Genomic DNA, 26,222 nt, shown 5'->3' on the forward strand with positions numbered 1-26,222 from the left:
GGCCCGGCACGACCGGCGGCTCGGGGTCAGCGTGCTTCGAGGTGCCGCCAGCGCAGCAGGCAGTGTCCGGTCGACATGCCCCCGCCGAACGAGGTCAGCACGACGAGGTCGCCGTCGTTCAGCGCGCCCTCGCGGTGCGCGGCGTCCAGGGTGACCGGCACGCAGGCGCTGCCGACGTTGCCGTAGCGCTCCACGGTGCGGTGCAGGCGGGCGTTGGGGAATCCGGACCGTTTGTCCAGCTCGTCGAGGAGTGCGCCGTTGGGCTGGTGCGGGACGATGTGGCCGATCTCCGTCGGCGCGACTCCCGCCTCCTTCACCATGTGGGCGAGCGCCGGCGGGACCTGTTCGAGTACGAAGTCCCGTACGAGCCGGCCCTCCATGCGGAAGAAGTGCCCGCCGTCGGCCAGCGTCTCGGGCGAGACCGGCCGCCGGGTTCCGCCGGCCTCGACGCGGATCAGCCGCTGTAGGTCGCCGCGTGCGCCCAGGTCGATGCGCTGGATGCCGTAGCCCTCGCCCACTTCCCCCACGACCGCCGCGCCGGCGCCGTCGCCGAGCAGTGTGGCGGTGCGGCGGTCGCCGAAGTCCAGTGACCGGGAGTACAGGTCGGCGGCGACGACGAGCACGCGGCGGCCGGGGTGCACGGCGATCAGGCCCTGGGCGAGCGCCAGTGCGTAGACGAAGCCGCTGCACACGACGTTCACGTCGAAGGCGGCGGCTCGCCGGGCGCCCAGCAGGTGCTGGACGAGGTATGCCGTCGGCGGTTGCGGCGAGTCGGGTGTGGACGTCGACACGACGATCATGTCGATGTCGTCGGGGGTCAGTCCGGCCGAGGCCAGCGCGGCGTGGCCGGCCTTGGCCGCAAGGTCGGAGGTCGCCTCGTCGTCGGCCGCGAACCGCCGTGCCTCGATCTTCGTCTTGTGGAGGATCCACTCCTCGGTGACGGCGACGCGCTCCGCGATGTCCGCGTTGGAGACCTCGTTCTCCGGCAGGTACGAACCAATTCCCAGGATGCCGACCGGCATGCCAATCTCCTTGTGAACAGTCGGGGCTCGCGCGGACGGTCAGGGCCCGGGAGCGGTCATACCGGGTAGGTGTGGAAGCCCGTCCCGGTCTTCTTGCCGAGCAGCCCGGCCTCGACCATGCGCGACAGCAGCGGGGGCGGGGCGTGGAGCGGTTCCTTGTACTCGGCGTACAGGCTGCTCGCGACCTCGGCGATGACGTCGAGGCCGATGAGGTCCATCAGCGCCAGCGGTCCCATCGGGTGTCCGCAGCCGCCCATCATGGCGCGGTCGATGTCGGCGGCCGTGGCGGTGCCCGCCTCGACCATGCGGACGGCGGACAGCAGGTAGGGGATCAGCAGGGTGTTCACCAGGAAGCCCGCTCGGTCCGGCGCGTGGATCACTTGTTTGCCGAGCACGTCGCCGAGGAACTCCTCTGCCCGCCGTATCGTTTCGTCGTCGGTCAGGAGGGTGGGGATCAGTTCGGCCAGCGGCATGGTCGGCGCCGGGTTGAACAGGTGGGTGCCGATGACCTTGGCGGGCCGTGCGGTCGCCCGTGCCAGGCGGGTGATGGGGATCGACGAGGTGACCGAGGCCAGGACGGCGTCGTCGTCGGTGACGATCCGGTCCAGCGCGGTGAAGATCTCCCGCTTGAGGGGTTCCTGTTCCGGTGTGCACTCGACGACGATCCGGCAGTCGTGGAGCGTGCCGAGGTCCGTGGTGTAGGAGGTGCGCGACAGCGCTTCCTTGCGGTCCGCCTCGGTCATCCGGCCTTTGTGCACACGGCGGTCCAGCGATCCGGCCAGGCGCTCGCGCGCGCCGTCGGTCGAGGTCTCCCGGCGGCCGAAGACCAGGACGTCGAGGCCCCGGACCGCGCAGAGTTCGGCGACGCCGGTGCCCATCACTCCGCAGCCCACCACTCCGACGCGGCCCAGCCACTGCGGCGCGTTCATCGCGCACCGGCCGTGGCGGCCCGCTGGAACAGGGTGATGCGGTCCTCTCCGATGGCGGCGCGCCGCCCCGGGTCGGTGACGCCTGTTCCGGGCTCGGGCGCGAGGCAGAGCACGCCGACCTTCCCGGCGTGCAGGTTGGTCTGCACCAGGCGGGTGGCTTCGCCGACCGCCTCCAGCGGGTGGACCTCGCTCAGCGCCGGCTGGATCCTGCCGAGCGACAGGAGCCGGTTGCACTCGGCGTGTTCCTGGAGGTTGGACGAGTGGCTGCCGACGATCCGCTTCAGCCGCATCCACAGGTAGCGGTTGTCGAAGGAGTGGTCGTAGCCGCTGCTCGATCCGCAGGTGACGACCGTGCCGCCGCGGCGGACCACGAAGACGGAGATCCCGAACGTCGCGCGCCCCACGTGGTCGAAGGCGATGTGCGGGTCCTCGCCGACCTCCCGCCGGATGATCGACCCCAGCCGCTTGCCGACCTCGATGGTCTGCTCGGGGGTGGGCCGGCCGTCCGCCGGCATGCCCAGCTCGTTGCGGTCGATGACCACGTCGCAGCCCAGCTCGCGGACCAGGGCGGCCTTCTCCGGCGAACCGACCACGCCGACGGCGATGCCGCCGCCGTTGCGCACGAGCTGCACCGCGTACGCGCCAAGCCCGCCGCCGGCGCCCCAGATCAGCACCACGTCGCCCTGCTTCATGCGCGCGCCGCGGTCGCCGACCAGCATCCGGTACGCGGTGCCCGCGCACAGCGGGTTGCTGGCCGCCTCCTCCCAGGTCAGGTGGGCCGGCTTGGGCGCCAGCTGGGTCGCGCGCACCACCGTGTAGTGCGCGAGCCCGCCGAAGTTGGTCTCGAAGCCCCACGCCCGCTGTTCCTCGCCGAGGATCCCGTCGGCGTGCGCGATCGGCTCCTCGCCGTCCACGTGCATCGGGCTGGCCACCACGTGGTCGCCGATCTTCCAGCGGCGGACGCCGGACCCGGTCCTGACCACCACGCCCGCCGCGTCCGATCCGATCACGTGGTACGGCTGGTCGTGCCGGGCCTCCCAGCCGCCCCGGCGGGCGAGCTGGCGCAGGAACCTGAACGTCGGGATCGGCTCGAACATCGCCGACCAGACCGTGTTGTAGTTGATCGAGCTGGCCATCACCGCGACGAGCACCTCGTCCGGCGCCAGCTCGGGCATCGGCACCCGGCCGACCCGCAGCGACTTGCGTACGTCCTTGTCGGCGACGCCGTGGAACATGTCCACGTCCTCGGCGCGCAGATGCGCGGCGAGGTAGTCGGGCGGTGGCGCGATACGTTCCAGCTCCTGCGGCGCGGCGCCGGCCAGCACGGCCTCGGATAGTGCGTCCATAGCGTCCTTCTCTCGAACTCTGAACCGGCCGGGGGGTGTTGCGGGGATCAGCCGCGCGGGCGTCGCCGCGCTAGATGAGAATGAGCGAGGGCCGTTTGCCCCAGAGCGCGAGGCCGTAGTCCTCCAGCAGGGTCGGTGCGTGGAAGGAGGCGTGGCGGCTGCCGACGGCGAGGTCGCGCCAGTAGCGCTGGAGCGGGTTCGTCAGGGCGAAGCCGCGCGCGCCGCTGATGTCGAGCAGCTTCTCCATGCCCTCGCGGGCGAGTTTGACCGACGTGGAGGCGTGCATCCTGATCTCGGCACGTTCCAGCCAGGGGACGGGTTCCTCGTAGGCGACGTCGTCGAGCCGGCCCGCGGCGTGCATCAGGTGCAGCGTGCTGCTCTCGATCAGATGGGCCGCCTCGGCGAACCACAGGCGGATGCCCGGTGATTCGATGGCGGCGTTGACCCGGTAGTCGGCCTGTGCGTCCTTCGGGACCGAGTCCTTCGTGAGCGTCTCCCGGACGACGTCGAGCGCGCCCTGGGCGGCGCCGACCAGCGCCGCGAGTGTCGTCAGGCTGGCCTGGATGAAGTACGACGGCCGGTCGTCCTCGTCGAGGGCGAGTACTTCGGAGACGCGGAACCGCCGGGTCCGGTGTTCCGGCACGAACACGTTGTCGAGGACGAGCGCGTGCGTTCCGGTGCCGCCCATGCCGGTCACGTTCCAGGTCCGTTCGACCGTCACGTCGGTCATCGGCATCAGACAGCTGAACACGTGGTCCTCGTCGTCGATCTTGACGGGTATCGCGCTCACGAGCGCCCAGTCGGAGATCTCGGCTCCGGTCGCGTAGCGGCAGTACCCCGAGAGCAGGAAGCCGCCTTCTGTCGGTGTCGCCACGGATTTGGTCTGGTCCACGGCGGTGGACAGCATCAGCGCGTCCGGCCGGCCGTCGAACGCCTCCGCCATCGCCGCCTCCGAGACCACGTTGGCGAGCATCGTCGAGGCGGCCTCGGCCGCGACGACCCATCCCGCCGACGCGCATCCTCGGGCCACCGCCGTGATGGCTTTCGCCTCGGCGGACAGACAGAGGTCGTGGCCGCCGAACTTCGCCGGGGTGGTCAGCCGGAAGAAGCCCGCGTCGCGCAGGGTCGTCACGACCTCGGGCGCGAGGGTGGACTCGCGTTCCGAGCGTTCGGAGTGGGAGCGCAGGAACGGGATCAGTTCGTGGGCCCTCGCGACCAGATCGTCTGGGGCGGCCGGCCCCGCGGCGCCGGAGTCTGCGGTCATGGTGTCTTCTCCTCGGAGGTGTCGGAGGGAGATGTCGAAGGGAGATGTCGGAGGGAGGTGTCGGGGGCCGGCGGCTCAGGACGTGATCGGCGTGAACCCGTGCCGGCGGGCCAGCGCGAGGATGTCGCGCGCACGGGAGCGTGTGACCTGGCCGCCGAACGGTTCGGGACCGGCGTCGGCCAGCCCCCGCACGACCGCCTCGGCCATCCCCGCGAACAGTTCTCCGTCGCCGAGGCCGCCGCGTACGCCGGCGGGCAGGCTGGCCCCGCCGGGTGCCGCCAGGATTCCGCCGCGGACGTAGTGGATGCCCTCGCGGAGCAGTGCGGCGCCGTCCACCGTGCTCGCCGGGACGGCCACGTCGCACACGACCGCGCCTTCGCGGAGGTGCTCGCCGGTCAGCGCGGGGGTCGGGCTCGTCACCGCCGACAGCACCAGGTGGCCTTCCGCGAGCGCGGAGAGGTCGTCGGTGACCGCGACGAACGGATCGGTTCCGTACCGGTCCTGGACGTACCGGGCGATGAGTTCACCGCTGGGTTCGTCGCCGGGGCGCTGTTCCTGCAACCAGCTCTCGATCAGTGACTCTTTCCGCAGCAGCGCTGGAATGCCGGAGAGTTCCCCGCCCTCGGCGACGCGTGACCAGGCTTCCTGGTAGACCCGGTGGGCGGCGGCGCGCAGCCGAGGTTCACTGCCGTCGCGGCCGCTGCCCACGAGGACGATCTTCGACACGTGCTCCGCCGCCAGTGCCGCGCAGGCCGAGCCGACGCGCCCTGCCCCGCCGAGCACCGCGAGGGTGAGCCCGTCGAGTCCGCCGTGGTGTTCCTCGGCCGCGGCCGTCAGGTCCCGCACCGCGGTCGCGGCGGTGAGCGCCAGGCCGGAGCCGGGGGTGATCCCGGGGACGCGGACGGCGCTGCGGTCGGTGGCCGTCCCGGCGTGGAAGCCGATGCCGGCGATCTCGCAGCCGCTGTCCCTGATGATGCGCAGGTATGCCTCGATGTCCAGCCGGATCTCCTCGTGCTGTCCGAGCCGGATGCGCTCGGCGAGCCGTTGTGACGTGATGGCCAGCGGGAACACGGTGAGTTCGACCGATGTGCCGAGCGGGGAGTCGATCCGGGTCGGTGTCAGGGGTGCAATCGCCTTGAGCGGTTCCAGGCTGCGGCCGTAGGTCTCCAGTTGGTGGTCGTCCAGCTCGCCGAGTGAGGGGTCGAGTTCACGCAGGGTGCCGGGGGTCAGCAGGTAGCTGATGACGGCGACCTTGCGCGCCGGGCGCCCGTCGTCGGGCCGGCCGGTCTGGTCGCCGGGGGGCGCCGAGAAGTCCCTGACCGCGACGGGCGGCCTCGGCTGCGGTGAGATCAGCGGTTGGACGAGGTGCAGCGCGTCCTGGTTGCGCAGGAGTGCGCAGAGTTCGGTGAGTGCTTTCTCCAGGTGTGCGATCTCGGCGTCGCCGAGGTAGATCGAGGGTTCGATGCGGAGCACGTTCGGTGCGCTGCCGGTGGGCAGCATGCGGATTCCGTGCACCCGGAGCAGGTAGCCCGCGATGGCCTGGCCGAAGGTGCCGCTCAGCGCGTGCCGCCTGATGACGGCCGAGGTCGCGGTGTACTGCCCGGTGAACTCGAGTCCGATCAGCAGTCCGCGACCGCGGACGTCGGCGATGACGTCCGGGTGTGCGCGGGCGAGGCCACGCAGCATCCGCGTCAGGCGTTCTCCCCGTTCGGCGGCGCGCTCGTAGGCTTTTCCGCCGTCCGCTTCGAGGAGTCGCAGTGTCTTGAGGGCGATGGCGGTGGAGAAGCCGTCCCGGCCGAACGTCGAGCTGTGGATGAATTCGAATTCCTTGCGGTACAGCGACTCGCGGATCAGGGTCGCCGACACTTTCGCGAGTCCTCCGCCCAGTGATTTGGACAGGGTGAAGTAGTCGCCGCGGAAGCCGTTGAGGGAGCCGGCGAAGAAGGCTCCGCAGCGGCCCATTCCGCTCTGGATCTCGTCGACGACGATCGGGCAGCCGATGTCGTCGCAGATCGCCCGTACGGCGGCGGCGAACTCCTCGGTGAGGACGTGGATGCCGCCCTCGCTCTGGACGGGTTCCACAAGCAGTGCGGCGAAGACCGGGAAGTCCCGCTCGACGATGTCGATCCGGCCGTCGCCGAGCACGACGTCGAACACCGTGACCCGCTCCTCGTCGGCGATCGCGCGGAGTACGTCCGGCTGGTCGGGCGGTATGAACCGGGTGGCGAGGCCGAGTGTCGCGAACGGCGCGCGGTAGGAGGGGCCGTGTGTCAGCTGGACGCTGCCGACGAGCTTGCCGTGGAAGCTGCGTTCCAGGGCGAAGAAGACCGGGGGCCTGCCGAGCTTCTCCCGGTTGTCCGCGAGGAGTCCGGCGAGCACGCCTTCGAGTTCCTCGACGGTGGTGGGCACCGGGTGGCCTGCGGGAAGCGACGGTATTCCGTCCGGCAGCCGGACCGATCCGCCGCGGACCGCGGCGATCGCGTTGCCGGCGTTCCACTCGATCTCCTCGAGCAGCCGTGTCGCTTTGTGGAGCCGGTCGAACTCCGCGTGTTTGACGGCTCCTTCGATCGCCTCCGCGCCGGTGTTGGCGAGGATCGTCAGGTAGTCCTCCGTGCCGGGGAACTCACGGTGGATGATCTCGTTGAGCAGGCGCCCGACCTCGTCGGCGCCTCCGTGTACGGACACCTGGGTGTGGACGGGGGAATCGGCGTCCAGGAATCTCTTCGCCTCGTCCACGAGGTCGGGGTGGTTGTGTCCGAGGATGAGCGATCCGACTCCGCTCAGGAGGTCCAGTACAGGGACCTCTGTTCCGTCGCCCGCCCGATAGAACAGTGTGTCGCCTTTCGCCCGGACGTACTCGACGTCGGTCCCGAAGGCGCCGAGCAGTTCGGTCAGGCACGAGTCGGTGAAACGGGTCGGACCTGCCACGGTGGCTCCTCGCGTGCATCAGGTGGTGGCTGCCTGTTCAGCGTCCGTGGCCTCGTGACGCGCCCGCAATAGAGGGTTCGGGAAGCGCGACCTGTAACGCGCGCCCGTGTTACAGGTCGGGTTTCCCAAAGTCCCGATTGCCCGGGAGCCGGGGCAGCTCCCACGATCCCCATGGGTCAGTCTCGCCGGGACACGGGAAAAGGATCGGCCACCGATGGACAAACGCGAAAAGCTCCTCGACTACCTCAAGTGGGTCACCGCCGACCTGCACCGGGCCGAAGCGCGGATAGCGGAGCTGGAGGCGCTCCCCCGTGAGCCGATCGCGATCATCGGGATGAGCTGCCGGTTCCCTGGCGGCGTGGCGTCGCCCGAAGAGCTGTGGCATCTCGTCTCGGACGGCGTCGACGCCATCGGTGAGATGCCGGCGGACCGGGACTGGGACGTCCAGGGCGGCTACGACCCCGACCCCGACGCGTCGGGCACGTTCTACAACCGGGGTGGTGGCTTCCTCTCCGACGTCAAGGGGTTCGACGCCGCGTTCTTCGGGACGTCCCCCCGTGAGGCGCTGGCGATGGATCCCCAGCAACGGCTGCTGCTGGAGACCAGCTGGGAGGCGATCGAGCGCGCCGGAATCGATCCCCGCTCGCTGCGCGGCAGCGACACCGGCGTGTTCGGGGGCGTGCTCTACAACGGCTACGGACTCGGCGACGATCCCGTACCGGGCACCGAGGGCTATCTCATGACCGGTACGGCGTCCAGCGTGGCGTGCGGCCGGATCTCCTACACGCTCGGGCTGCAAGGGCCCACGATCACGCTGGACACCGCGTGTTCGTCGTCGGCGGTCGCGCTGCATCTGGCCGCCCAGTCGCTGCTGCGCGACGAGTCCTCCCTGGCCCTGGCCGGCGGTGCGACGGTGATGGCCAACCCGTCGTTCTTCGTCGAGTTCAGCCGGCAGCGCGGCCTGTCGCCGGACGGGCGGTGCAAGGCGTTCTCCAGCGCGGCCGACGGCATGGGCTTCGCCGAGGGGGTGGGGATGGTGCTGCTGGAGCGGCTGTCGAACGCCCGGCGCCACGGGCATCCGGTGCTCGCGGTGATCCGCGGTTCGGCCATGAACCATGACGGCGCGTCCAACGGGCTGACCGCGCCGAACGGCATGGCGCAGCAGCAGGTGATCCGCAAGGCGCTGGCGAACGCCCGTCTGGCGGCCTCGGACATCGATCTGATCGAGGCGCACGGCACCGGAACCCAGCTGGGCGATCCGATCGAGGCGCAGGCGCTGCTCGCGACCTACGGCCGGGCGCACACCCCGGAGCGGCCCGTCCGGCTGGGGACCCTGAAGTCGAACATCGGTCACGCCCAGACGGCGGCCGGTGTGGGCGGTGTGATCAAGACGGTCATGGCGCTGCGGCACGGGGTCATGCCGCGCACCCTGCACGCCGATGAACGCACCCCCGAGGTCGACTGGTCGGCGGGCGCGATCGAGCTGCTGACCGAGGCGCTGCCCTGGCCGGACGACGGCCGGCCCCGCCGCGCCGCCGTGTCGGCCTTCGGTGTGAGCGGCACCAACGCGCACCTCGTCCTGGAGCAGGCGCCCGAGGCGGAAGCGGCCACCGCCGACGCCGGCCGCGCCCTGCCGGTCGTTCCGTGGCTGCTGTCCGCGAGGACGCCCGAGGCACTGCGCGCGCAGGCCGCCCAGCTGGTGTCCCGCGTGGAGTGCGCGGGCGATGTCCCGGCTCGTGACGTCGCGTACTCGCTGGCGACGGGCCGCACCGCCTTCCCGTACCGGGCTGCGGTGCTCGGCAAGGACGTCGGTGAACTCGTCGCGGGCGTACGGGCCGTCGCCGACGGCGCTCCCGGCGCCACGACCTTGCGCGGAACGGCGAGTGACGGCCGGACGGCGTTCCTGTTCACCGGGCAGGGGGCGCAGCGGGCCGGGATGGGCCGTGAGCTCGCCGAGACCTTCCCGGTGTTCGCCGGCGCCTTCGAGGAGGTGTGCGACGGCTTCGCCGGACTGCTGCCGGGGTCGTTGAAAGACGTGGTGTTCGGGGGCGCGGACCTGGAGCGCACCGAGTGGACGCAGCCGGCGTTGTTCGCGGTCGAGGTGGCGCTGTTCCGGCTGCTCGGATCCTGGGGTGTCACACCGGACTACGTGACCGGCCACTCGATCGGTGAGATCGCCGCGGCGCACGTCGCGGGGGTGCTCGCGCTGCCGGACGCGTGCCGTCTGGTCGCGGCGCGGGCGCGGCTGATGCAGGCGCTTCCCGCAGGCGGCGCGATGCTCGCCGTTCAGGCCGCCGAGGACGAGGTGCTGCCGCTGCTGGCCGGGCGTGAGCGGGACGTGGCCGTCGCGGCGGTGAACGGCCCCCGGTCCGTCGTGCTCTCCGGCAGCGGGGACGCCGTGTCCGCGCTGGAGCGCACGCTGTCCGGGCGCGGCCACAAGGTCAGCCGGCTGAAGGTGAGTCATGCCTTCCACTCGCCGCTGATGGAACCGGTGCTGGGCGAGTTCGCGGACGTCGTGGACAGGCTCGCGTTCGCGGCACCGGCCGTCCGCATGGCCGCGCCGACGGGTGAGGTGTCCACACCGGGCTACTGGGTCGAACACGTACGGCGGCCGGTCAGGTTCGCCGATCAGGTCCGCCGGCTGCACGAGCAGGGCGTCACCCGGTTCATCGAGGTCGGTCCCGACGGTGTGCTGACCGCGATGGGCCGGGAGTGCGTCGACGCGGGATTCGTCGCGCTGCAACGGCGTGGCCGGCCGGAGGTGCGGACGATGCTCGCCGGTCTCGCCCAGGCGCACGTGCTGGGCACCGGGATCGACTGGCGGGCGGTGTTCGCCGGTACCGGCGCGCGCTGGACGGACCTGCCGACGTACCCCTTCGAGCGCAGGCCGTACTGGCTCGCCCCGCCCTCGGCGGCGCCGGCGCGGGCCGGCGGCGGTTGCGGAACGTCGGCCACGGAGGCGTGGGGGTACGAGGACCGGTGGCGCCCCTGGGAGGTGCCCGTCGGCGCGGCGCAGGACGGGACTTTGCTGGTGGTCGTCCCCACGGGGGTGCCCGCGCGGTGGACGGAGGTGCTGGCGTCGGGTCTGGGGGCGACGGCGCTGGTCGAGGTGGACCTGGCCGGTGGTGAACGGGCGGTCGTGGACGCGGTGGCCGGTGCGGGGGCCCGCGAGGTGGCCGGGGTCGTTTCGCTGCTGGGGCTCGCGGACGGTGTCGCCGGGGCCGTGCCGGTGGGTCTGGCGGGCACGGTGTGGCTGGTGCGGGCCCTCGCCGGGGCGGGGGTGACGGCGCCCTTGTGGTGTCTGACCTGGGGCGCGGTCGCGGTCGGGCCGCAGGACGAGGTGCGCTCGCCGGAGCAGACCGCGCTGTGGGGGCTGGGGCGGGCCACGGCGCTGGAGCTGCCGCACCGGTGGGGCGGGCTGGTCGACCTGCCCGAGCGGGTCGACCAGGAGGTCGCCGGGCTGCTGCGCTCGGTGGTGTCCGGCGGGCCGGGCGCCGAGGACCAGGTCGCGATACGTCCGGCCGGAGTGTTCGCGCGGCGGCTCGTCCGTTCGGCTCCGGGCGCCGGGCACGGCGAACGTGCGTGGGCGATGCGCGGGACGGTGCTGATCACCGGCGGCACGGGAGCGCTGGGGGCGCATCTGGCGCGGTGGGCGGTGGCGCGGGGCGCCGAGCATGTCGTGCTGGTGTCACGGCGCGGCATGGCCGCCGCCGGTGCGGCCGGTCTGCGGGCCGGGCTGGAGGAGGCGGGGGCGCGGGTGACGGTGGCCGCGTGCGACGCGGCGGACCGGGCGGGGCTGACGGCCGTGCTCGGCGCGATCCCAGGCGAGTACCCGCTGACGGCGGTGGTGCACGCGGCGGGGGTGGGCGACGGGGACGCCCCGGTGGGGGAGATCACCGCCGGCGGGCTGGAGGGGCTGTGGCGGGCCAAGGCCGGCTCCGCGTGGCTCCTGCACGAACTGACCGGAGAACTGGGCCTGGACCTGGACGCGTTCGTGCTGTTCTCGTCCGGCGCGGCCAGCTGGGGCAGCGCGGGCTCCCCCGGATACGCCGCCGCGAACGCGTTCCTGGACGGGCTCGCGGGCTACCGCCGCGGTCTGGGCCTGGCCGCCACCTCGATCGCCTGGGGCACCTGGAACAGCGACGGCCTGGCCGACGAGGCGCTGCTGGAACACCTCGGCCGTATCGGGCTGCGGCCGATGGAACCCGAGCCCGCGCTCGGCGCGCTCGAGCGGGCGCTGCTCGACGATCACACGCTGCTGACGGTCACCGACACCGACTGGCGGCGGTTCGTCCCGGCCTTCACCACACAACGCCCCAGCCCCCTGCTCGCCGGCCTGTCGGAGGCCCGGCGCAGCGCGGACACCGCGACCCCGCCCCTGGTCGAGCAACTGGCCGGCCTGTCCCACGGCGAACAGCACCGGCGTCTCCTGCACCACACCCACGTCGAACTCGCCGCGACCCTCGGCCACGACGACCTCACCGGCATCGACCCCGGCCATCCGTTCAAAGAACTCGGCCTCGACTCCCTCACCGCCGTCGAACTCGGCAACCGGCTGAGCACGGCGACCGGTGTGCGGCTGTCGCCGGGCGCGCTGTTCGACCACGAGAACCTCACGAAACTGGTCGAGCACCTGCACGCCGAGCTGGTGGGCGGCTCGCTCGCGCTCTCGGGCCCGGCGCCGGCCGCGGTGGACTTCGACGCGGAGATCCGGCTCGCCGCCGACGTGGTCGCCCCCACCGGGGCGGCCCCGGTTCCCGTGGAAGCCGGTCACGTGTTCCTGACCGGCGCGACCGGGTTCGTCGGAGCGTTCCTGCTCAGGGAGCTCATGCGAGTCACCGGGGCGAAGGTCCACTGCCTCGTCCGCGCCGAGGACGAGGCGGCCGCGCTGGAGCGCCTGCGCGCCGCCCTGACGGGGTACCGGATCTGGGACGAGATCGACGCGGACCGGCTCGCTATCGTCGTCGGCGACCTCGCCCGGCCCGGCCTCGGCCTGACCCCGGAGACGTCCGACGCGCTCGCCCGCACGGTCGACGTGATCTATCACGTCGGCGCCGACGTCAACTGGCTGCACTCGTACGCGGCGTTGAAGGCGGTCAACGTCACCGGCACCGAGGAGGTGCTGAGGCTGGCCACCCGGTATCGCGCGGTGCCGGTGCACTACCTCTCGTCGACCGGTGTCTTCGCGCGCCGCGCGCCGCACGGTGGCGCGCTGGCGCCGAACGACCCCGCGGGCCCGGGTGCGGAGCTTCCGACCGGATACACCCAGAGCAAGTACGTGGCGGAGCGGATGATCGACATCGCCAGGAGCCGGGGCGTGCCGGTGACGGTCTACCGGTCCGATGTCGTGTGCGGTGACCAGCGCGACGGGGCGTGCCAGACACGCGACTTCATCTGGCTGAGTCTCAAAGGCGCCCTTCAGGCGAAGGCGCTGCCGTCCGACGCCGACGCGCTGGTCGGCATGATCCCGGTGGACTACGTCGCCGCGGCGATGGTGAGGCTCTCCCGGACCCGGTCGGCGGCCGGCCGGACGTTCCACCTCCAGAACCGGAAGCCGGTCAGTTTCCGGGAGATCGCGAACCGGCTGCGCGCGTCCGGCCACCGGCTCGACGACGTGCCCTGGGCCGACTTCGTGACGACCGTACGGGCCGATCGCGACAACGCGCTGTTCCCGGTCGTCGACATCTTCAGCGTGTTCATGAAGCTGAGCGAGGCGAGTCATGTCCCCGTCGACGTCGACGGGACCGAACGGGCCCTCGCCGGATCCGGCATCACCTGCCCCGAGATCGACCCCGGGCTGCTCGACCTGTACGCGCGCTTCTTCACCGAATCGGGTTACTTTCCCGCCACGACGGAAGGAACTGCCGGATGACTGAGCGGAACGACGACGACGGCCGGTGGATCCGCCGGTACGCCGCCGCGGAGGACGCCCCGTACCGGGTCGTGTGCTTCCCGCACGCCGGCGGTGCGGCCAGCTACTTCATACCGGTCGCCCGAGCGCTGGCCCCGGGGGCCGAGGTGCTGGCGATCCAGTACCCCGGCCGGCAGGACCGGCGGCACGAGGCCGGCGTCAGGTCCCTCGTGGACCTCGCCGAGACGGTCGCCTCGCTCCTGCCGCCGTGGCTGGACCGGCCCACCGTCCTGTTCGGGCACAGCATGGGCGCCACCGTCGCCTTCGAGGTGGCCAGGCGCCTGGAGCGGGCCGGCACGGCGGCCCTCGCCCTGTTCGTCTCCGGCCGGGTCGCGCCCACCCGCATCCGTCAGGAAAGCGTGCACCTGCGCGACGACGCCGGGCTCCTCGCCGAGGTCAAGAGGCTCAGCGGCACCGATGAACGGGTCTTCGGCGACGACGAGCTGGTGCGGCTGATCCTGCCGACGCTGCGGTCGGACTACACCGCCGTCGAGACCTACCGCTTCGCACCCGGTCCACGGCTCGACACCCCGATCCACGCCCACATCGGCGACGCCGACCCCCGGGTGACCCGCGACGAGGCCGACGACTGGCGCGAGCAGACGAACGGGCGGTTCACCCTGCGGACCTACGCCGGTGGTCACTTCTACCTCAACGACCATGGCGCGCAGGTCACCCAGGCGATCGCCGAGGTCCTCGTCCCCGCCTGAGCACAGGGGGGACCGGCGCTGTCAGCGCGCGTTGCGGCCCGCCCATACGGCGAGATCGGTGCGCGAGCGCAGTCCGAGCTTGCGGCGTACACCGGTCAGCCGGTAGGCGACCGCGCGCGGTGAGATCCGCAGCCGGCGCGCGATCTGCACGTTGGTCAGCCCGCGCCCGACCAGCGTGAGCATGTCGTGTTCCCATTCGGCGAGGAGCGGAAGCGCCGTCGGGTCGTCGTCGGACGACTCGCGCGGCCGTACATAGGCGACCACGTCCTGGACCGTCGCCCGTGCGGCCGCCGCGCCGATCCGCTGGATCTCCCGTACGTCGACATCACCGCGAGCACTCTCCAGAGCCGTCCTCACCAGCCGGTCCCAGCCCTGCCCGGGGCGGGGGACAGCAGCGCGGAGACGCAGCGCCGCGCCGCCGATGTAGAGACCCGGCGCCGCATCCCCGTCCCGTACGGATCCGACGGCCAGGCCTTCCAGCATGAGACCGGCGGCCCAGGGGTGTGCCGCGGCCGCGTCGAGGCCCTCGGTGAACCGTGCGCGGGCGTGTTCGACGTCGCCTCGGACGAGGGCCGCGTGACCGGCCAGGTGCAGGCAGCGCAGCAGCAGCGGGCGGGGGCCCGACACCTGGAGCGACTCGACGGCCTTCGCGGCCAGGGCGCCGCAGCGGTGGGCGTCCGCGCGGGACAGGGCGTTGGCCGCCAGCCAGTACAGGCACGCGCCGGCCTGCCCTGCCCGGCCGGCCGCGTGGTGCATGGCGAGACTTTCCCGGAGGCAGTGGCTCGCGCGGGTGAGTTCACCCGCCAGGCAGTACGCGGCGCCGAGTTCGAGCAGCGCCCGCGCCAGCAGCGCCGACCGGCCCGGTGCACGCGCGGCGTCGACGCCCTCCAGCGCGAACGCCAGGGCGCCGGCGTGGTCGCCGACCCAGTTGGCGAGCGCGGCGCACTCCACCAGCAGGGGTCCCGACCACGGGGAGGTGCGCGGGACGGAGGTGCGCGCGGAGCGCACGAGGTCGTAGTCGCCCTGCCGGACGTGGCCGTGCCGGAGCAGGCAGCGGCCGAGCGCGACGGCGAGCGGCCCCCTCCACTCAGGACGGCGCTCACTCCCCCAGGCACAGGCCGCCCGCAGGGTCTCGGGCTCCGCCGCGACGTGCGGTTTCGTGCCGCCGTCCCGCTGCATGTCACGGACGAGCGCGGCGGCCCACCGGTCCCGCGCGTCGGCGTCCTCGCCCTCGGTGGCGAGGACTTCACGGCCGAACCCGCGCACCATGTTCAGCTGGCGGTACCGCTCACCGGCGACGAGAACGAGTGATCTCGCCGCGAGGTGGGAGAGCAGTGCGCCGACCGCGCCGGCGGGAACGTCCTCGCCCGCGCAGACCGACACCGCGTCGGCCAGGTCGAACTCGGTGCCCAGCACGGACAGCCGCCGCAGCACCGCCTGTTCGCCACGGCCGAGCAGGCGGTAGCTCCGCTGGAGGGCCTCACGCGGGCCCTGGTACCGTCCGTGCGCGCTCAGCAGGCCGATCCCGTCGCCGAGCCGTTCGAGAAGCTCTCCCGGCGTGAAGAACCCGATTCTCCGCGCGGCGCACTCGATGGCCAGCGGCAGCCCGTCGAGGTGCGCGCACAGGCGCACCACGTCACCCTCGTTGCTCCAGTCCAGGACGAAGGAGGGATCGGCGGCGCGGGCCCGCTCGACGAACAGCTGGACGGCGGCGCCGACGGGCGCGTCCCGGTCGCCCCGGCCGGCGGCCGGCAGCGGGCTCACCGCCACCGGCGTCTCGTCGGCGAGCCGTACCGGTTCCCGGCTGGTGAGCAGGGTCGTCACGTGGCGCCACCGGCAGGACACGTACGCGACCAGTTCGGCGACCGCGTCGAGGGCCTCGTCGCAGCCGTCCAGCAGCAGCAGCACGGGAAGCCGCACGGGGCGCAGCACTCCGGCGAGGCCGGCGCGGATCTCGTCCGGCTTCGGGGCGCGGCCCATGTCCAGGTGCCACACCCCGCCCGGATAGGACTGCCTGGTCCGGTGGGCGAGTTCGCGGGCCAGCCGGGACTTCCCCACGCCCGGCGCTCCGACGAGCGTGACGTGCCGATGGCGCGGGAGCAGCTGTGCCACGTGCGCGAGGTCGGCCTCGCGGCCGACGAAGCTGTCGGCCGCCGGCTGGAGGGCCCGGACGCCGCCGCCGGCGCGGGACGTGCCGCGCGCGGACTCCTGGGCGCGTGCCGTCCGGTCGTGCTGGCGCCGGCGGTGGGCGCGTTGGCGGCACGCGTTGGAGCAGTACTTCGCGGCCGGCCCCGGCCGCCCGGTGGGGAGCGGGCCCGCGCAGCACGAGCAGCGCGACCACGTCGTCTCCATCGCGCTCCCGCCCTCACTCACCGCAGGCCCTGGCCTCGAGCCAGGTCGCCAGCTCGCAGCGGGAACTCAGGTCCAGCTTGGAGTAGATGCTGGTGATGTGGGAGCCGACGGTCTGCTCGGAGATCTGGAGCCGCGCCGCGACCACGCGGTTGGTCAGCCCGGCCGCGACGAACTCGGCGACCTGGTTCTCCCGCCGGCTCAGCGGCGGCTCGGCGGTGGCGGGACGTGCGGTGCCGTTGTGCACGTAGTCGAGAAGCTGCTGACGGGTCAGCGTCCGTGACGACCGCTCGGCGGCCCGGTACGCGCCCGCTTCGAGCAGGGCTGCGGCTCCGGCGATGAGCGGCCGGCCGGCGAACACGCTGTGCCACGGCGAGGTGGACGGCGGGCACGCGAGCCGTTGCGCCGCCGCCCTGAGGATGACCGCCCGCCGGTGCCGGCCCGTGCGCGCGGCCACTGCCGCCAGTCCGTCCAGCGCGGGCGACAGCTCCTCGCCGTCGGCGCACTCGAGGGCTTGCGAGAACATCGACTCCGCGGTCGCGAGATCGCCCCGGACCAGCGCCGCGGTGCCGTCGGTGCACCACCCGAACGACACCAGCCGCGATTCGCCGTACAGGCGCAGCACCGGCAGGGTCCGCTCGGTGCTCCGCTCCGCGCGATCGGCGTCCCCGCAGCGCGCCGCGAGCCAGGCGAGGTACTGCCGGCAGGCGGCGACACCGGCGTGCTCACCGCGCTCGGCCAGCAGCTTCGACGCGTCCTCGTAGTGCCGCGTCGCCGACGCCGCCTCGCCTTCGCGGGCGCGGGCGGCGCCGAGGGCCAGCAGCGCCGCGGCGAGGCCGGCGTCGTTCCCGGCCGCTTCGAACGCCGAGACCGCCTGTCGCAGGCCCCGGATCCCGGCCGCCCGCGCGCCCGAGGAGAACCGCACCCCGGCGAGGTGCGTCAGGAGCACGTCGCGGTGCGGCGCGGACGGTGACCGCAGCAGCGCCTGTTGCAGAACGCGCTCGGCGGCCCGGAGGTCACCGGCCCGCGCCAGGTGCCAGCCGAACATCGTGGCCAGGGGGAGGTGGCGGTCCCGGTCTCCGTCGGCGCTCCAACGGACCGCCAGGGCCAGGTACTCGCTCCGCGCGGCGATCCAGCGTGCGGTCTTCTCCGGCACGTACCCGGTCTCGACGAACTCCGTCGCGCGGTCGCCCAGCCAGGTGATCAGGCCCTGCCGGGCGGCGGCCCGCTCGCCGGCCTCGACGAGACGGCCGGCGGCGTACCGCCGGACTGTCCCGAGCTGCCGGATTCCGCCTCCGGCGGCCGGCGGGCATCGGGTGAGCAGTGATTTCGCCGCGAGATCGGCCAGCAGGCCGGGCAGTTCGGCCGCCGATACGTCACCGATGGCGCACACCGCCTCCGCGGCGTCGAAGGCGGCGTCCCTCGGCAGTGCCGACAGCCTGCGCAGCACGGCCCGGTGGCGCGCGCCAAGCAGCTGGTAGCTCCAGTCGGCGACGGTGCGCAGGCTCGCCTGCCGGCCGGAGCCGTCCGCCGCGGTCGCCGAGCCGTCGCCGCGGTACAGCGTGGGCAGGATCTCCTCCACCGGCTGGCGCGCCACCCGGCGCGCGGCGAACTCGACGGCGAGCGGAAGACCGTCGAGGTGGGCGCACAGCGTGCCGACGGCGGCGGCGTTGGCCTCGGTCAGCTCGAAATCGGGGGCGACGGCACGGGCCCGGTCGACGAACAGCCGGACGGCTTCGAACCGCCGCAGTTCCCAAGGGCTCAGGCGTTGTCGCAGTGGGGGGACGGAGAGGGGCGGCACCGGGACGACCGCTTCACCGGGCAGGGCCAGCGCCTCCCGGCTGGTGGCCAGGACCTGTAGTCCCGGGCAGCAGCCGGTCAGCTCGGCGACGAGCCGGGCGCACGGTTCGAGGGCACGCTCGCAGGTGTTCAGGGCGAGGACGGCGTGCTGGTCGCCGATGGCGGAGACCAGCCCGTCGATCGACAGGTCGCCGGCCGGCGCCGAGGCGATCGCCGCGGCGACCAGTTCGGTGACGGCCGGGCCGTCGGTCGCCGACGCGAGGTCCGCCCACCACACGTGCCGGCCGGTGCGCGCGGGTGAGCCGCGCAGGGTCTCCGCCAGCAGCCGGGTCTTGCCGCAGCCGCCCGGGCCGGTCAGGGTGACGAGCCGGTGTCTCCTGGCCGCCTGCCGGACCGTGCGCAGCTCGCTTCGGCGGCCGACGAACGAACCCGGTCCCACCGGCGGATCGCCGTCCAGGGCCCCTTCGGTCAGCCGTACCGCTGGTTGGGCGAGTCGCGAGCGCAGCATGCGGTGAGTAGACAATCCACGCGAGTCCGGGTTCTCGCTTCGCGGTCCCAACATCGCGCCCGAACCTGGTAACGCGAACCAAGGAACCGACCGTGCGCACGAGCGGTTCGAGGTCCACGGCGGGAAACAGATCCGGCGTCAGCCGTCGCGGAGGAGTCGCAGGACGACGCTGTTGTCCAGGTCGCCGAGACCTTGGGCGTCGATCTCCGCGTACAGCCGCGCGACGACGTCGGACAGCGGCAGCGTGGCCCCCGTGTCGGCGGCGCTTTGCAGGACGAAGCCGAGGTCCTTGTGGAGGTAGCGCGCGGGCCCGGACGGGGTGAAGTCGCTGTCGGCGAGGTGGTGCCGTTTCTGGGTCAGCACCTCGGAGGAGGCGAGCCCGCCGGCCAGGACCTCCAGCAGGTCCGCCGGGCTCAGTCCACCGCGCTCGCCGAGCACGACGGCTTCGGCGAGGGCCACGAGGGTTCCGGCGACGACGAGTTGGTTGCACGCCTTGGCCAGCGATCCGGCTCCGGTGTCTCCCATGCGGCGCACGGTCGATCCCATCGCGGCGAGATAGGGGCGGACGTGTTCGACGGCGTCCTGCGCGCCGCCCGCCATGATGGACAGGGAGGCCGCGCGGGCGCCGGCCACCCCGCCGCTGACCGGGGCGTCGACGACCGTGAGGCCGCGCGGTCGCAGTTCGCCGGCCAGGGCGCGGACCCCGACGGGGGAGACCGTGCCCATCACCACGAGGGTGTGCGCGGCCGGGGCCTGACCCGCCATCAGTCCGTGCGGCCCGTCGAGGACTTCCCGCAGCTGCGGCAGGTCGGGAAGCATGCTGAGGACGACGGGTGCCTCGGCCGCCACCTGCCGGGGGCGCTCCGCCGCACGGCAGCCGGCCGCGACGGCCGAGTCGAGCGCGGGACGGCCGCGGTTCCAGGCCAGGACGTCGAAGCCGGCCCCGGCGAGGTTGGCGGCCATCGGCAGGCCCATCGCGCCGAGCCCGACGAAGCCGACCGTCGCGGACGGTGTGTGCGGGGCGCTCATGCCGGGGCCTGCGCAGGTGCGAACCGCCCACCGCGAGCGGCCAGTTCGGCCAGGCGTGCGGACAGGCCCGGGTGTCCGATCACGTCGCGGTTGACGACGAAGCGGGGCAGTCTGCCGGCCGCGACGTCGAGCACGGCCCGGACGGCGCTGCCGCCGTTGCCGGCGGACATCTCGTCCGTCCACGCGAGGCTGTGCGGGCTGAGGACCACGTTGTCCATGCGCAGCAGCGGGTTGCCGGGGTCGGGCGGCTCGGACTCGAAGACGTCGAGGCCCGCGCCTCGGATGCGCCCGTCGCGCAGGGCCTCGGTCAGCGCCGTCTCGTCGACGATCGGGCCGCGGGCGATGTTGAGCAGGACCGCCGAGGGCTTCATGAGGGACAGTCTCCGCGCGTCCACGAGATGGAAGGTCTCCTCGTTGAGCACACACATCACGATCACGGCGTCCGACTCGGCCATCACGGTGTCCGCGTCGGTGAGGCGTACGCCGAGTTCCGCTGCCGTCCGCGGCGGGCAGTGCGGGTCGCAGGCGACGATCTCCACGTCGAAGGGGCGCAGCAGCCCGACCAGATCGCGGGCGGTGTTGCCGAGCCCGAGCAGTCCGACGCGGCGGCCGGTGAGCCCGTACCCCATCCACCGCGTCCGCTCGGCCCAGCGGCCCTCCCGTACCAGCCGGTCCTTGGCGGTGACGTTGTGCAGGACGGCCAGCAGCAGGGTGAGCGCGGCGGTGGCGACGGGGCGCCGGGCGCCGTCCGGGGTGATGGTCACCAGGACGCCGTGCCGGGTGCAGGCGTCGAGGTCGACGGTGTCGTAGCCGACTCCGAAGCGGGCGAGGAGCAGCGGGGGGCGGGTGGCGCCGGCGAAGGTGCGGGGGGTGATCGCGGGCGCCGCGAACAGGACGGCGTCGAGGCCGTCGATGTCCGCCGCGAGGAGTTCGTCGGTGGCGCGGGGCAGGTAGTGCCAGTCGATTCCCGCGGCGTCCAGCTCGCCGAGCCGGATGTCCCCCCACAGGTTGCGGCCGTCGCCGTCCAGGAAGTCGTGGCTCACGCCGACGGACAACCGGCCCCCGGCCGGCTGGGGATGTGTCATCACAGCACCGCCACCGGGTTGACGGGTGAGCCCGTGCCGCGGGGGATGTTCAGCGGTGCCACGACGAGCAGGAACTCGTAGCGGCCTTCCGCCGCGCAGGCGGTGGACAGCGCCTCCAGATCGAGGTTGTCCAGCAGCGGTACTCCCATGGCGGTGATGGCGAGGGCGTGTACGGGAGAGTGCAGCCCCTCGACCGGGGACGGCCGCACATCGCTGTCGCCGTCGCCGCCGAGCAGGGAGATCCCGAGTTCGGCCAGCAGCGGTACGGCGTCGACGTGGAGGCCGGCGCTCGCGGTGTCGGGGTTCCACGCCCCCCGTTCGGCGCGGCGCCGGAAGTGACCTGAGCGCAGCAGCACCGCGTCTCCTTCGCCGATGGTCACGCCGAGCGACTTCTCGGCGGCGAGCAGGTCGGCGGCGTGCACGGCGGTTCCGGGTTCCAGCCAGTCGACGCCGAGGACGGCGGGCAGGTCGATGAGGACGCCCCTGGTGACCAGGGGGCCGAGGGCCGAGACGGCGCCGAAGTGGGCGCCCGCCGCGTCGACGACCTCGCGGGCGGTGCGGCCGTCGTAGAGCTGGCCGCGGTAGGCGATGTGGGAGAGGGCGTCGAGGTGGCTCACGCCCTTGCCGTGGTAGTCGACGGCGATGAAGTCCTTGTGGCAGGACGGCTCGGGGCGCTCCACGTCGCCGAGGTCGGACATGTAGTGCAGGGCGGGCTTGCCGTTGTCGGGGCCCGGCCGCGTGTTCCAGGGCAGGGCCATCGGGACGGTGGTGCCGCTGCGGACGAGGGCGGTGGCACGTCGGACGTGCGCGGGGGTGACCCGGTTCCAGGCGCCGCGGTCGGCGGGGGTCCAGTGGCCCCAGGTGCGCACCATGTCGAAGAGGGCGTCGAACTCCTCGCGCGAGAGGTGCGGTCCGTTGTCGGGCGGGACGGGAGGGGTGAGGGGAGGCGGGGAGAAGGAGTCGGGCGGGCTGCTGGTCATCGCTGCTCAGCGCTCCAAGGCTCGGAGGATTTCGACGGCCGTCCCGGGCGGCGCGCTACCGCTACGGTGGGGGACTTCGGCGAGTTCACCGTCAAAGCGGGCGCCAACGGCATTGTCGTTCGGTGAGATACGAGAGACAATTACAACATGCTGTACCGAGAACAGAATGATGGATGGAGTTGACGGTGAACGCAAGCGACCCGGGCAGCCTTGTCCCGGCGGTGACGCGGGCCGTGGCGATCCTGGACACGCTCGGCGAGGCAGAGGGCCGCCGCCTGACGGTCAGTGAGATCGCGCGCGTCCTGGGGCTGCCGAAGTCCTCGACGGGCAACCTCTGCAACTCCCTCGAGGCCGCGGGCATGATCACGCGGCACGGGGCGGGCTTCACCCTGGGACGCAAGCTGGTCGAGCTCGGCGGCCGCTACCTGGCCGCGGTGGACCAGGTGCGCGACTTCTACGAACTGTGCCGGCGCACCGCGCACATCTCCCGGGAGACGGCCCGGGTCGCCGTCCTCGACGGCCTGGACGTGCTCTATCTGGCCCGGTACGACGGGACCCAGCCGCTGCGGCTCACCGCCAACATCGGCGACCGCTTCCCGGCCAACTGCACGGCCACCGGGAAGGCCATCCTGTCGACCCTGGCCCCCGCGGTGGCCGAGGACCGGCTGCGCGGCCGCGTCCTGCCCGCGCTCAGCGAGCGGTCCCTCACCTCCGTGCCCGCGCTGCTGGAGGACCTGGCGAGATCCCGGGAGCGGGGCTACGCGATCGACGACGAGGAGGCCACGGCGGGCGTCGTCTGCCTGGCCGTCGCGGTGGCCGGCTCCCGTACCGACTCGGCCCCCTTCGCCATCAGCGTCACCGTCCTGAAGGCCCGGCTCGACGACGGACTGCGCCAGGCGCTGCTGGAGGACCTCCGGGAGATCGCGACGGGGCTTGAGAACCCCATGCTGCCGACGGCAACCCGGGTTCAATAAAAGCCAGCACAAGCATTGACCAGAATGTTGGGCCGAGTTCAGGATGTTGGTCGAGCCGCTGGATCGGTCCTCGGCCTGCACATTCCGGAGAAGTCTGTGAACGACGCTCCCGACGGCACAGCTCCCAGCCCCCCTGCTCCCCACCCCCTGGCGACGATCCGCGGACTGCGCAAGCGGTTCGGCGCCACCCTGGCCCTCGCCGACGTCGGCCTCGACATCCACGCGGGCAGCGTCCTCGCCCTCCTGGGCCACAACGGCGCCGGAAAATCCACCCTCATCAAGATCCTCGCCGGTGTCCACCGCGCCGACGAGGGCCGGATCACCGTGGCCGGCCACCCCCTCGGCACCGACGCGGCCCGCGCCGAGATGTCCTTCATCCACCAGGACCTCGGCCTGGTGGAGTGGATGACGGTGGCGGAGAACGTCGCCCTGGGCACCGGCTACCCCCGCCGCGCCGGCCTGGTCTCCTGGCGGCGGGTCCGGCGGCTCTGCGCCGAGGCCCTGGACATCGTGGCCGGCCACCTCGACCCCGACGCGGCCGTCGCCGACCTCACCCGCGCCGAACGCTCCCTCGTCGCCATCGCCCGCGCGCTGTCCACCCGCGCCCGCCTCATCGTCCTCGACGAACCGACCGCGAGCCTGCCCGCCGCGGACTGCGTCCGGCTCTTCGACGTCCTGCACACCCTGCGCGACCGCGGCCACGCCATCATCTACGTCAGTCACCGCCTCGACGAGGTCTACCAGGTCGCCGACCGCTTCGCGGTCCTGCGCGACGGCCGCCTCATCAGCCAGGGCCGCCTCGCCGGGCACGCCCCGGACCGGCTCGTGCGCGACATCGTCGGCCACGAGCCGGAAAGTCACGGACCGTCCACCGCCCGCGCCGCGCCGGCCGACGCCCCCACCGTGCTGCGCCTCACCGGCGTCAGCACCGGCGGCACCGGACCCGTCGACCTGGAACTGCGGGCCGGGGAAGTGCTCGGCATGGTCGGCCTCACCGGAGCGGGCCACATGGACCTCGGCCGCGCCCTCGCCGGCACCCGGCCCCTGACCGGCGGCCGGGCGCTGCTCGACGGCCGGCCCTACCGCCCCGGATCGGTCGCCGCGGCCGTGGACGCGGGAATCGGCTTCGTCACCAGCAACCGGCAGGAGGAGGGCTGCGCCCTCGAACTGACGGTGCGGGAGAACTTCCTGGCCAACCCGCGCGCCGACGCCCGCTCCCCCTGGCACTGGACGAGCCCGCGGCGCGAGCGCGCCGAGGCCGCCGCGCTCGTCGAGCGGTTCGGCGTCCTGCCCGCCGCCCCGGAGGCACCCATCGCCACGCTGTCCGGCGGCAACCAGCAGAAGATCATGATCGGCCGCTGGCTGCGCCTGAGCCGCCGCGTGGTGATCCTCGAAGAGCCGACCGCGGGCGTCGACGTCGGCGCCAAGGCCGAGATCTACCGGCTCCTCGACGACGCCCTCGCCCAGGGACTCGCGGTCCTGCTGATCTCGACCGACTTCGAGGAGGTGGCCGACGTCTGCCACCGCGCCCTGGTCTTCGTCCGGGGCGGCGCGACGGCGGAACTGTCCGGCGACACCCTCACCGTCACCGAACTCACCCAGGCCGCGTCGGCCATGCCGGCGCCGGCCGGAACAGGCAACGACTGATGGCCACCGAGACCGGACCCTCCCGCAGCCCGCAGCAGCCCACCGACGACGCCGGCCAGGGCACGAAGACCCGCCCCCGCAGCCCCGCCACCGCCACGGCAGCCGCCCCCGCAGGCCGTTCACGCGGCCAGCTGATCGGCACCTACGGGCTGCTCGCCCTCACCGTCCTGCTGTTCCTGCTGTTCTCCCTCGCCCTGCCGGACACGTTCCCGACCCTGGACAACATCTCCTCGATCCTGTCCAACCAGTCGATCCCCGCCATGCTCGCGCTCGGCGCGATGATCCCCATCGTCACCGGCAAGTTCGACCTGTCCGTCGGCTACGGCCTCGGTCTGGCCCATGTGCTGACGATGCAGCTCATCGTCAGCAACGGCTGGCCCTGGCCGCTGGCCTGCCTGACCGTCGTCATCGGCGGCGGCGTCATCGGCGTGTTCAACGGCCTGCTGGTCGAGTTCGCCAGGATCGACTCGTTCATCGCCACCCTCGGCACCGGCAGCGTGCTCTACGCCTGCACCGGCTGGATCACCGACGGCGCCCGCATCGTCCCCGGCCCCCAGGGACTGCCCGCCGCCTTCACCGACCTGTACGACTCCAAGTTCCTCGGCCTGCCGGTGCCCGCCTTCTACGTCCTCGGCCTCGCCGTCGTCCTGTGGCTGCTGCTGGAGCGGCTGCCGCTGGGCCGCTACCTCTACGTCATCGGCTCGAACGTCCGGGCCGCCGACCTGGTCGGCATCCCCACCCGCCGCTACGGCGTCTACGCCTTCGCCGGCTCCGGGCTCGTGGTCGGCTGCGCCGGAGTCCTGCTCGCCTCCCAGCAGCAGATCGGCAACCCCAGCGTGGGCATGGACTATCTGCTGCCCGCCTTCGTCGGCGCGCTGCTGGGCTCCACCGCCATCAAACCCGGCCGCGCCAACGCCGCCGGCACCGTGGTCGCCGTCTCCGTCCTCGCCATCGGTCTCGCCGGCATCCAGCAGCTGGGGGCCGAGTTCTGGGCCACGTCCCTGTTCAACGGCGGGACCCTCCTCCTCGCGGTCGGCCTGGCCGGCTACTCGGCCCGCCGCAGGCTGCGCGCCGGGGCGAGTGCCACCCGCAGGTCCACCGCCGCGGACTAGAGACCGGGCCCCGGCAGGTACGCCAGCCCCTCCCCCCTTCCCCTTCCGTATGTCAGCAAGGAGCCCCGCCGTGTCCCACCAGGCCGCCCGCACGGTGCCGTTGAGGACCGTTGCCGCCTTCGCCGTGCTCACCGCCTTCGCCGTAGGCTGCTCCCGCGGCTCGCAGACCTCCGACACCAGCACCGCAGTCTCCTCGAAGGCAGGCTGCCCGGCCGTGCTCGCCGCCGCCAGGACGGCCGTCAAGGCGGCCGAAGACGTCAGCGCCCCTTGGCGCGGCCCGGCCACCGGCCCGAAGGCGGTCCCCGGCAAGACCCTCGTCTACGTGGCGCAGAGCATGACCAACCCCGGTGTCTCGGGCGCCGCCGAGGGGGTGAAGGAAGCCGCCGGGGCCATCGGCTGGAAGGTGCGCGTCATCGACGGCCAGGGCACCCCGGCCGGTATCCAGGCGGCCCTGAGCCAGGCGGTCGCCGTCCGACCCGACGGCATCGTGCTGTCGGGCTTCGACCCCAAGTCGACCGCGCAGCAGACCGCCCAGGCCGACGCCGCCGGAATCCCGCTCATCGGCTGGCACGCCGTGGACGCACCGGGCCCCAGCACCAGCCCCAAGCTCTTCAGCAACATCACCACC

The 26,222-nt window shown here is 73.0% G+C and carries 15 protein-coding genes and 1 pseudogene; 6 read left to right on the top strand and 10 right to left on the bottom strand.

The features are described 5' to 3' along the window. Positions 1 to 26: 26 nt before the first annotated feature. The 5 genes from ACYUD3_RS37480 to ACYUD3_RS37500 form a co-directional block, all read right to left on the bottom strand. On the bottom strand, positions 27 to 1,022 hold the full coding sequence (locus ACYUD3_RS37480; RefSeq protein ID WP_470980653.1) for a 3-oxoacyl-ACP synthase III family protein: 996 nt from the start codon (positions 1,020 to 1,022) through the stop codon (positions 27 to 29). A gap of 56 nt (positions 1,023 to 1,078) precedes the next feature. Further along, positions 1,079 to 1,951: a 3-hydroxybutyryl-CoA dehydrogenase gene (locus ACYUD3_RS37485; protein ID WP_470980656.1), complete on the bottom strand. Its 873-nt coding sequence runs from the start codon at positions 1,949 to 1,951 to the stop codon at positions 1,079 to 1,081. Beyond that, positions 1,948 to 3,297: a crotonyl-CoA carboxylase/reductase gene (gene ccrA / locus ACYUD3_RS37490; protein ID WP_470980659.1), complete on the bottom strand. Its 1,350-nt coding sequence runs from the start codon at positions 3,295 to 3,297 to the stop codon at positions 1,948 to 1,950. Before ccrA ends, ACYUD3_RS37485 begins: the two co-directional genes overlap by 4 nt. 70 nt (positions 3,298 to 3,367) lie before the next feature. Beyond that, the gene (locus ACYUD3_RS37495; protein ID WP_470980662.1) at positions 3,368 to 4,561 is read right to left on the bottom strand and encodes an acyl-CoA dehydrogenase family protein; all 1,194 of its coding nucleotides are present in this window, start codon (positions 4,559 to 4,561) and stop codon (positions 3,368 to 3,370) included. A 75-nt stretch (positions 4,562 to 4,636) separates the two neighbouring features. Further along, positions 4,637 to 7,489: an aminotransferase class III-fold pyridoxal phosphate-dependent enzyme gene (locus ACYUD3_RS37500; RefSeq protein WP_470980664.1), complete on the bottom strand. Its 2,853-nt coding sequence runs from the start codon at positions 7,487 to 7,489 to the stop codon at positions 4,637 to 4,639. Between the two features lie 259 nt (positions 7,490 to 7,748). On the opposite strand from ACYUD3_RS37500, the pseudogene ACYUD3_RS37505 reads away from it, so the two are divergent. Both ACYUD3_RS37505 and ACYUD3_RS37510 read left to right on the top strand, forming a co-directional pair. Then, a pseudogene (locus ACYUD3_RS37505) lies at positions 7,749 to 13,361 on the top strand (thioester reductase domain-containing protein); the annotation flags it as partial. Beyond that, positions 13,358 to 14,110, top strand: coding sequence for a thioesterase II family protein (locus ACYUD3_RS37510; protein WP_470980667.1), 753 nt, complete (start codon positions 13,358 to 13,360; stop codon positions 14,108 to 14,110). The pseudogene ACYUD3_RS37505 and the gene ACYUD3_RS37510, both read left to right, overlap by 4 nt. A gap of 21 nt (positions 14,111 to 14,131) precedes the next feature. On the opposite strand, the gene ACYUD3_RS37515 is transcribed toward ACYUD3_RS37510, so the two are convergent. The 5 genes from ACYUD3_RS37515 to ACYUD3_RS37535 form a co-directional block, all read right to left on the bottom strand. Next, entirely contained in the window at positions 14,132 to 16,462 is a 2,331-nt protein-coding gene (locus ACYUD3_RS37515; RefSeq protein ID WP_470980670.1) for an ATP-binding protein, read from the bottom strand. A gap of 13 nt (positions 16,463 to 16,475) precedes the next feature. Continuing rightward, positions 16,476 to 18,767, bottom strand: a complete 2,292-nt coding sequence (locus ACYUD3_RS37520; protein WP_470980673.1) for a helix-turn-helix transcriptional regulator — start codon at positions 18,765 to 18,767, stop codon at positions 16,476 to 16,478. Positions 18,768 to 18,905: 138 nt separating this feature from the next. After that, entirely contained in the window at positions 18,906 to 19,796 is an 891-nt protein-coding gene (locus ACYUD3_RS37525) for an NAD(P)-dependent oxidoreductase (protein ID WP_470980676.1), read from the bottom strand. Beyond that, positions 19,793 to 20,881, bottom strand: coding sequence for an NAD(P)-dependent oxidoreductase (locus ACYUD3_RS37530; protein ID WP_470980679.1), 1,089 nt, complete (start codon positions 20,879 to 20,881; stop codon positions 19,793 to 19,795). The genes ACYUD3_RS37525 and ACYUD3_RS37530 overlap by 4 nt, the downstream gene beginning before the upstream one ends. Continuing rightward, a complete protein-coding gene (locus ACYUD3_RS37535) occupies positions 20,881 to 21,861 on the bottom strand; it encodes a cyclase family protein (protein ID WP_470980682.1) in 981 nt (326 codons plus the stop codon). Before ACYUD3_RS37535 ends, ACYUD3_RS37530 begins: the two co-directional genes overlap by 1 nt. A gap of 185 nt (positions 21,862 to 22,046) precedes the next feature. Between ACYUD3_RS37535 and ACYUD3_RS37540 the strand changes: the two genes are divergently transcribed. From ACYUD3_RS37540 to ACYUD3_RS37555, 4 genes are all read left to right on the top strand, one after another. Then, entirely contained in the window at positions 22,047 to 22,835 is a 789-nt protein-coding gene (locus ACYUD3_RS37540) for an IclR family transcriptional regulator (protein ID WP_470980685.1), read from the top strand. Positions 22,836 to 22,931: 96 nt separating this feature from the next. Continuing rightward, entirely contained in the window at positions 22,932 to 24,482 is a 1,551-nt protein-coding gene (locus tag ACYUD3_RS37545) for a sugar ABC transporter ATP-binding protein (protein WP_470980688.1), read from the top strand. Further along, positions 24,482 to 25,594: an ABC transporter permease gene (locus ACYUD3_RS37550; RefSeq protein ID WP_470980691.1), complete on the top strand. Its 1,113-nt coding sequence runs from the start codon at positions 24,482 to 24,484 to the stop codon at positions 25,592 to 25,594. Before ACYUD3_RS37545 ends, ACYUD3_RS37550 begins: the two co-directional genes overlap by 1 nt. 70 nt (positions 25,595 to 25,664) lie before the next feature. Next, positions 25,665 to 26,222, top strand: a 558-nt coding sequence (locus ACYUD3_RS37555) for a substrate-binding domain-containing protein (protein ID WP_470980694.1), incomplete at its 3' end; no start/stop codon positions are given.

It is taken from the genome of Streptomyces sp. AMJ-169 (assembly GCF_055597585.1).

What these genes read in the sequence shown, in the direction of transcription:
- ACYUD3_RS37515 (WP_470980670.1), bottom strand. Translation starts at nt 16,462, where the DNA reads ATGGAGACGACGTGGTCGCGCTGCTCGTGCTGCGCGGGCCCGCTCCCC.
- ccrA (WP_470980659.1), bottom strand. Translation starts at nt 3,297, where the DNA reads ATGGACGCACTATCCGAGGCCGTGCTGGCCGGCGCCGCGCCGCAGGAG.
- ACYUD3_RS37480 (WP_470980653.1), bottom strand. Translation starts at nt 1,022, where the DNA reads ATGCCGGTCGGCATCCTGGGAATTGGTTCGTACCTGCCGGAGAACGAG.
- ACYUD3_RS37550 (WP_470980691.1), top strand. Translation starts at nt 24,482, where the DNA reads ATGGCCACCGAGACCGGACCCTCCCGCAGCCCGCAGCAGCCCACCGAC.
- ACYUD3_RS37530 (WP_470980679.1), bottom strand. Translation starts at nt 20,881, where the DNA reads ATGACACATCCCCAGCCGGCCGGGGGCCGGTTGTCCGTCGGCGTGAGC.
- ACYUD3_RS37485 (WP_470980656.1), bottom strand. Translation starts at nt 1,951, where the DNA reads ATGAACGCGCCGCAGTGGCTGGGCCGCGTCGGAGTGGTGGGCTGCGGA.
- ACYUD3_RS37510 (WP_470980667.1), top strand. Translation starts at nt 13,358, where the DNA reads ATGACTGAGCGGAACGACGACGACGGCCGGTGGATCCGCCGGTACGCC.
- ACYUD3_RS37520 (WP_470980673.1), bottom strand. Translation starts at nt 18,767, where the DNA reads ATGCTGCGCTCGCGACTCGCCCAACCAGCGGTACGGCTGACCGAAGGG.
- ACYUD3_RS37495 (WP_470980662.1), bottom strand. Translation starts at nt 4,561, where the DNA reads ATGACCGCAGACTCCGGCGCCGCGGGGCCGGCCGCCCCAGACGATCTG.
- ACYUD3_RS37535 (WP_470980682.1), bottom strand. Translation starts at nt 21,861, where the DNA reads ATGACCAGCAGCCCGCCCGACTCCTTCTCCCCGCCTCCCCTCACCCCT.
- ACYUD3_RS37525 (WP_470980676.1), bottom strand. Translation starts at nt 19,796, where the DNA reads ATGAGCGCCCCGCACACACCGTCCGCGACGGTCGGCTTCGTCGGGCTC.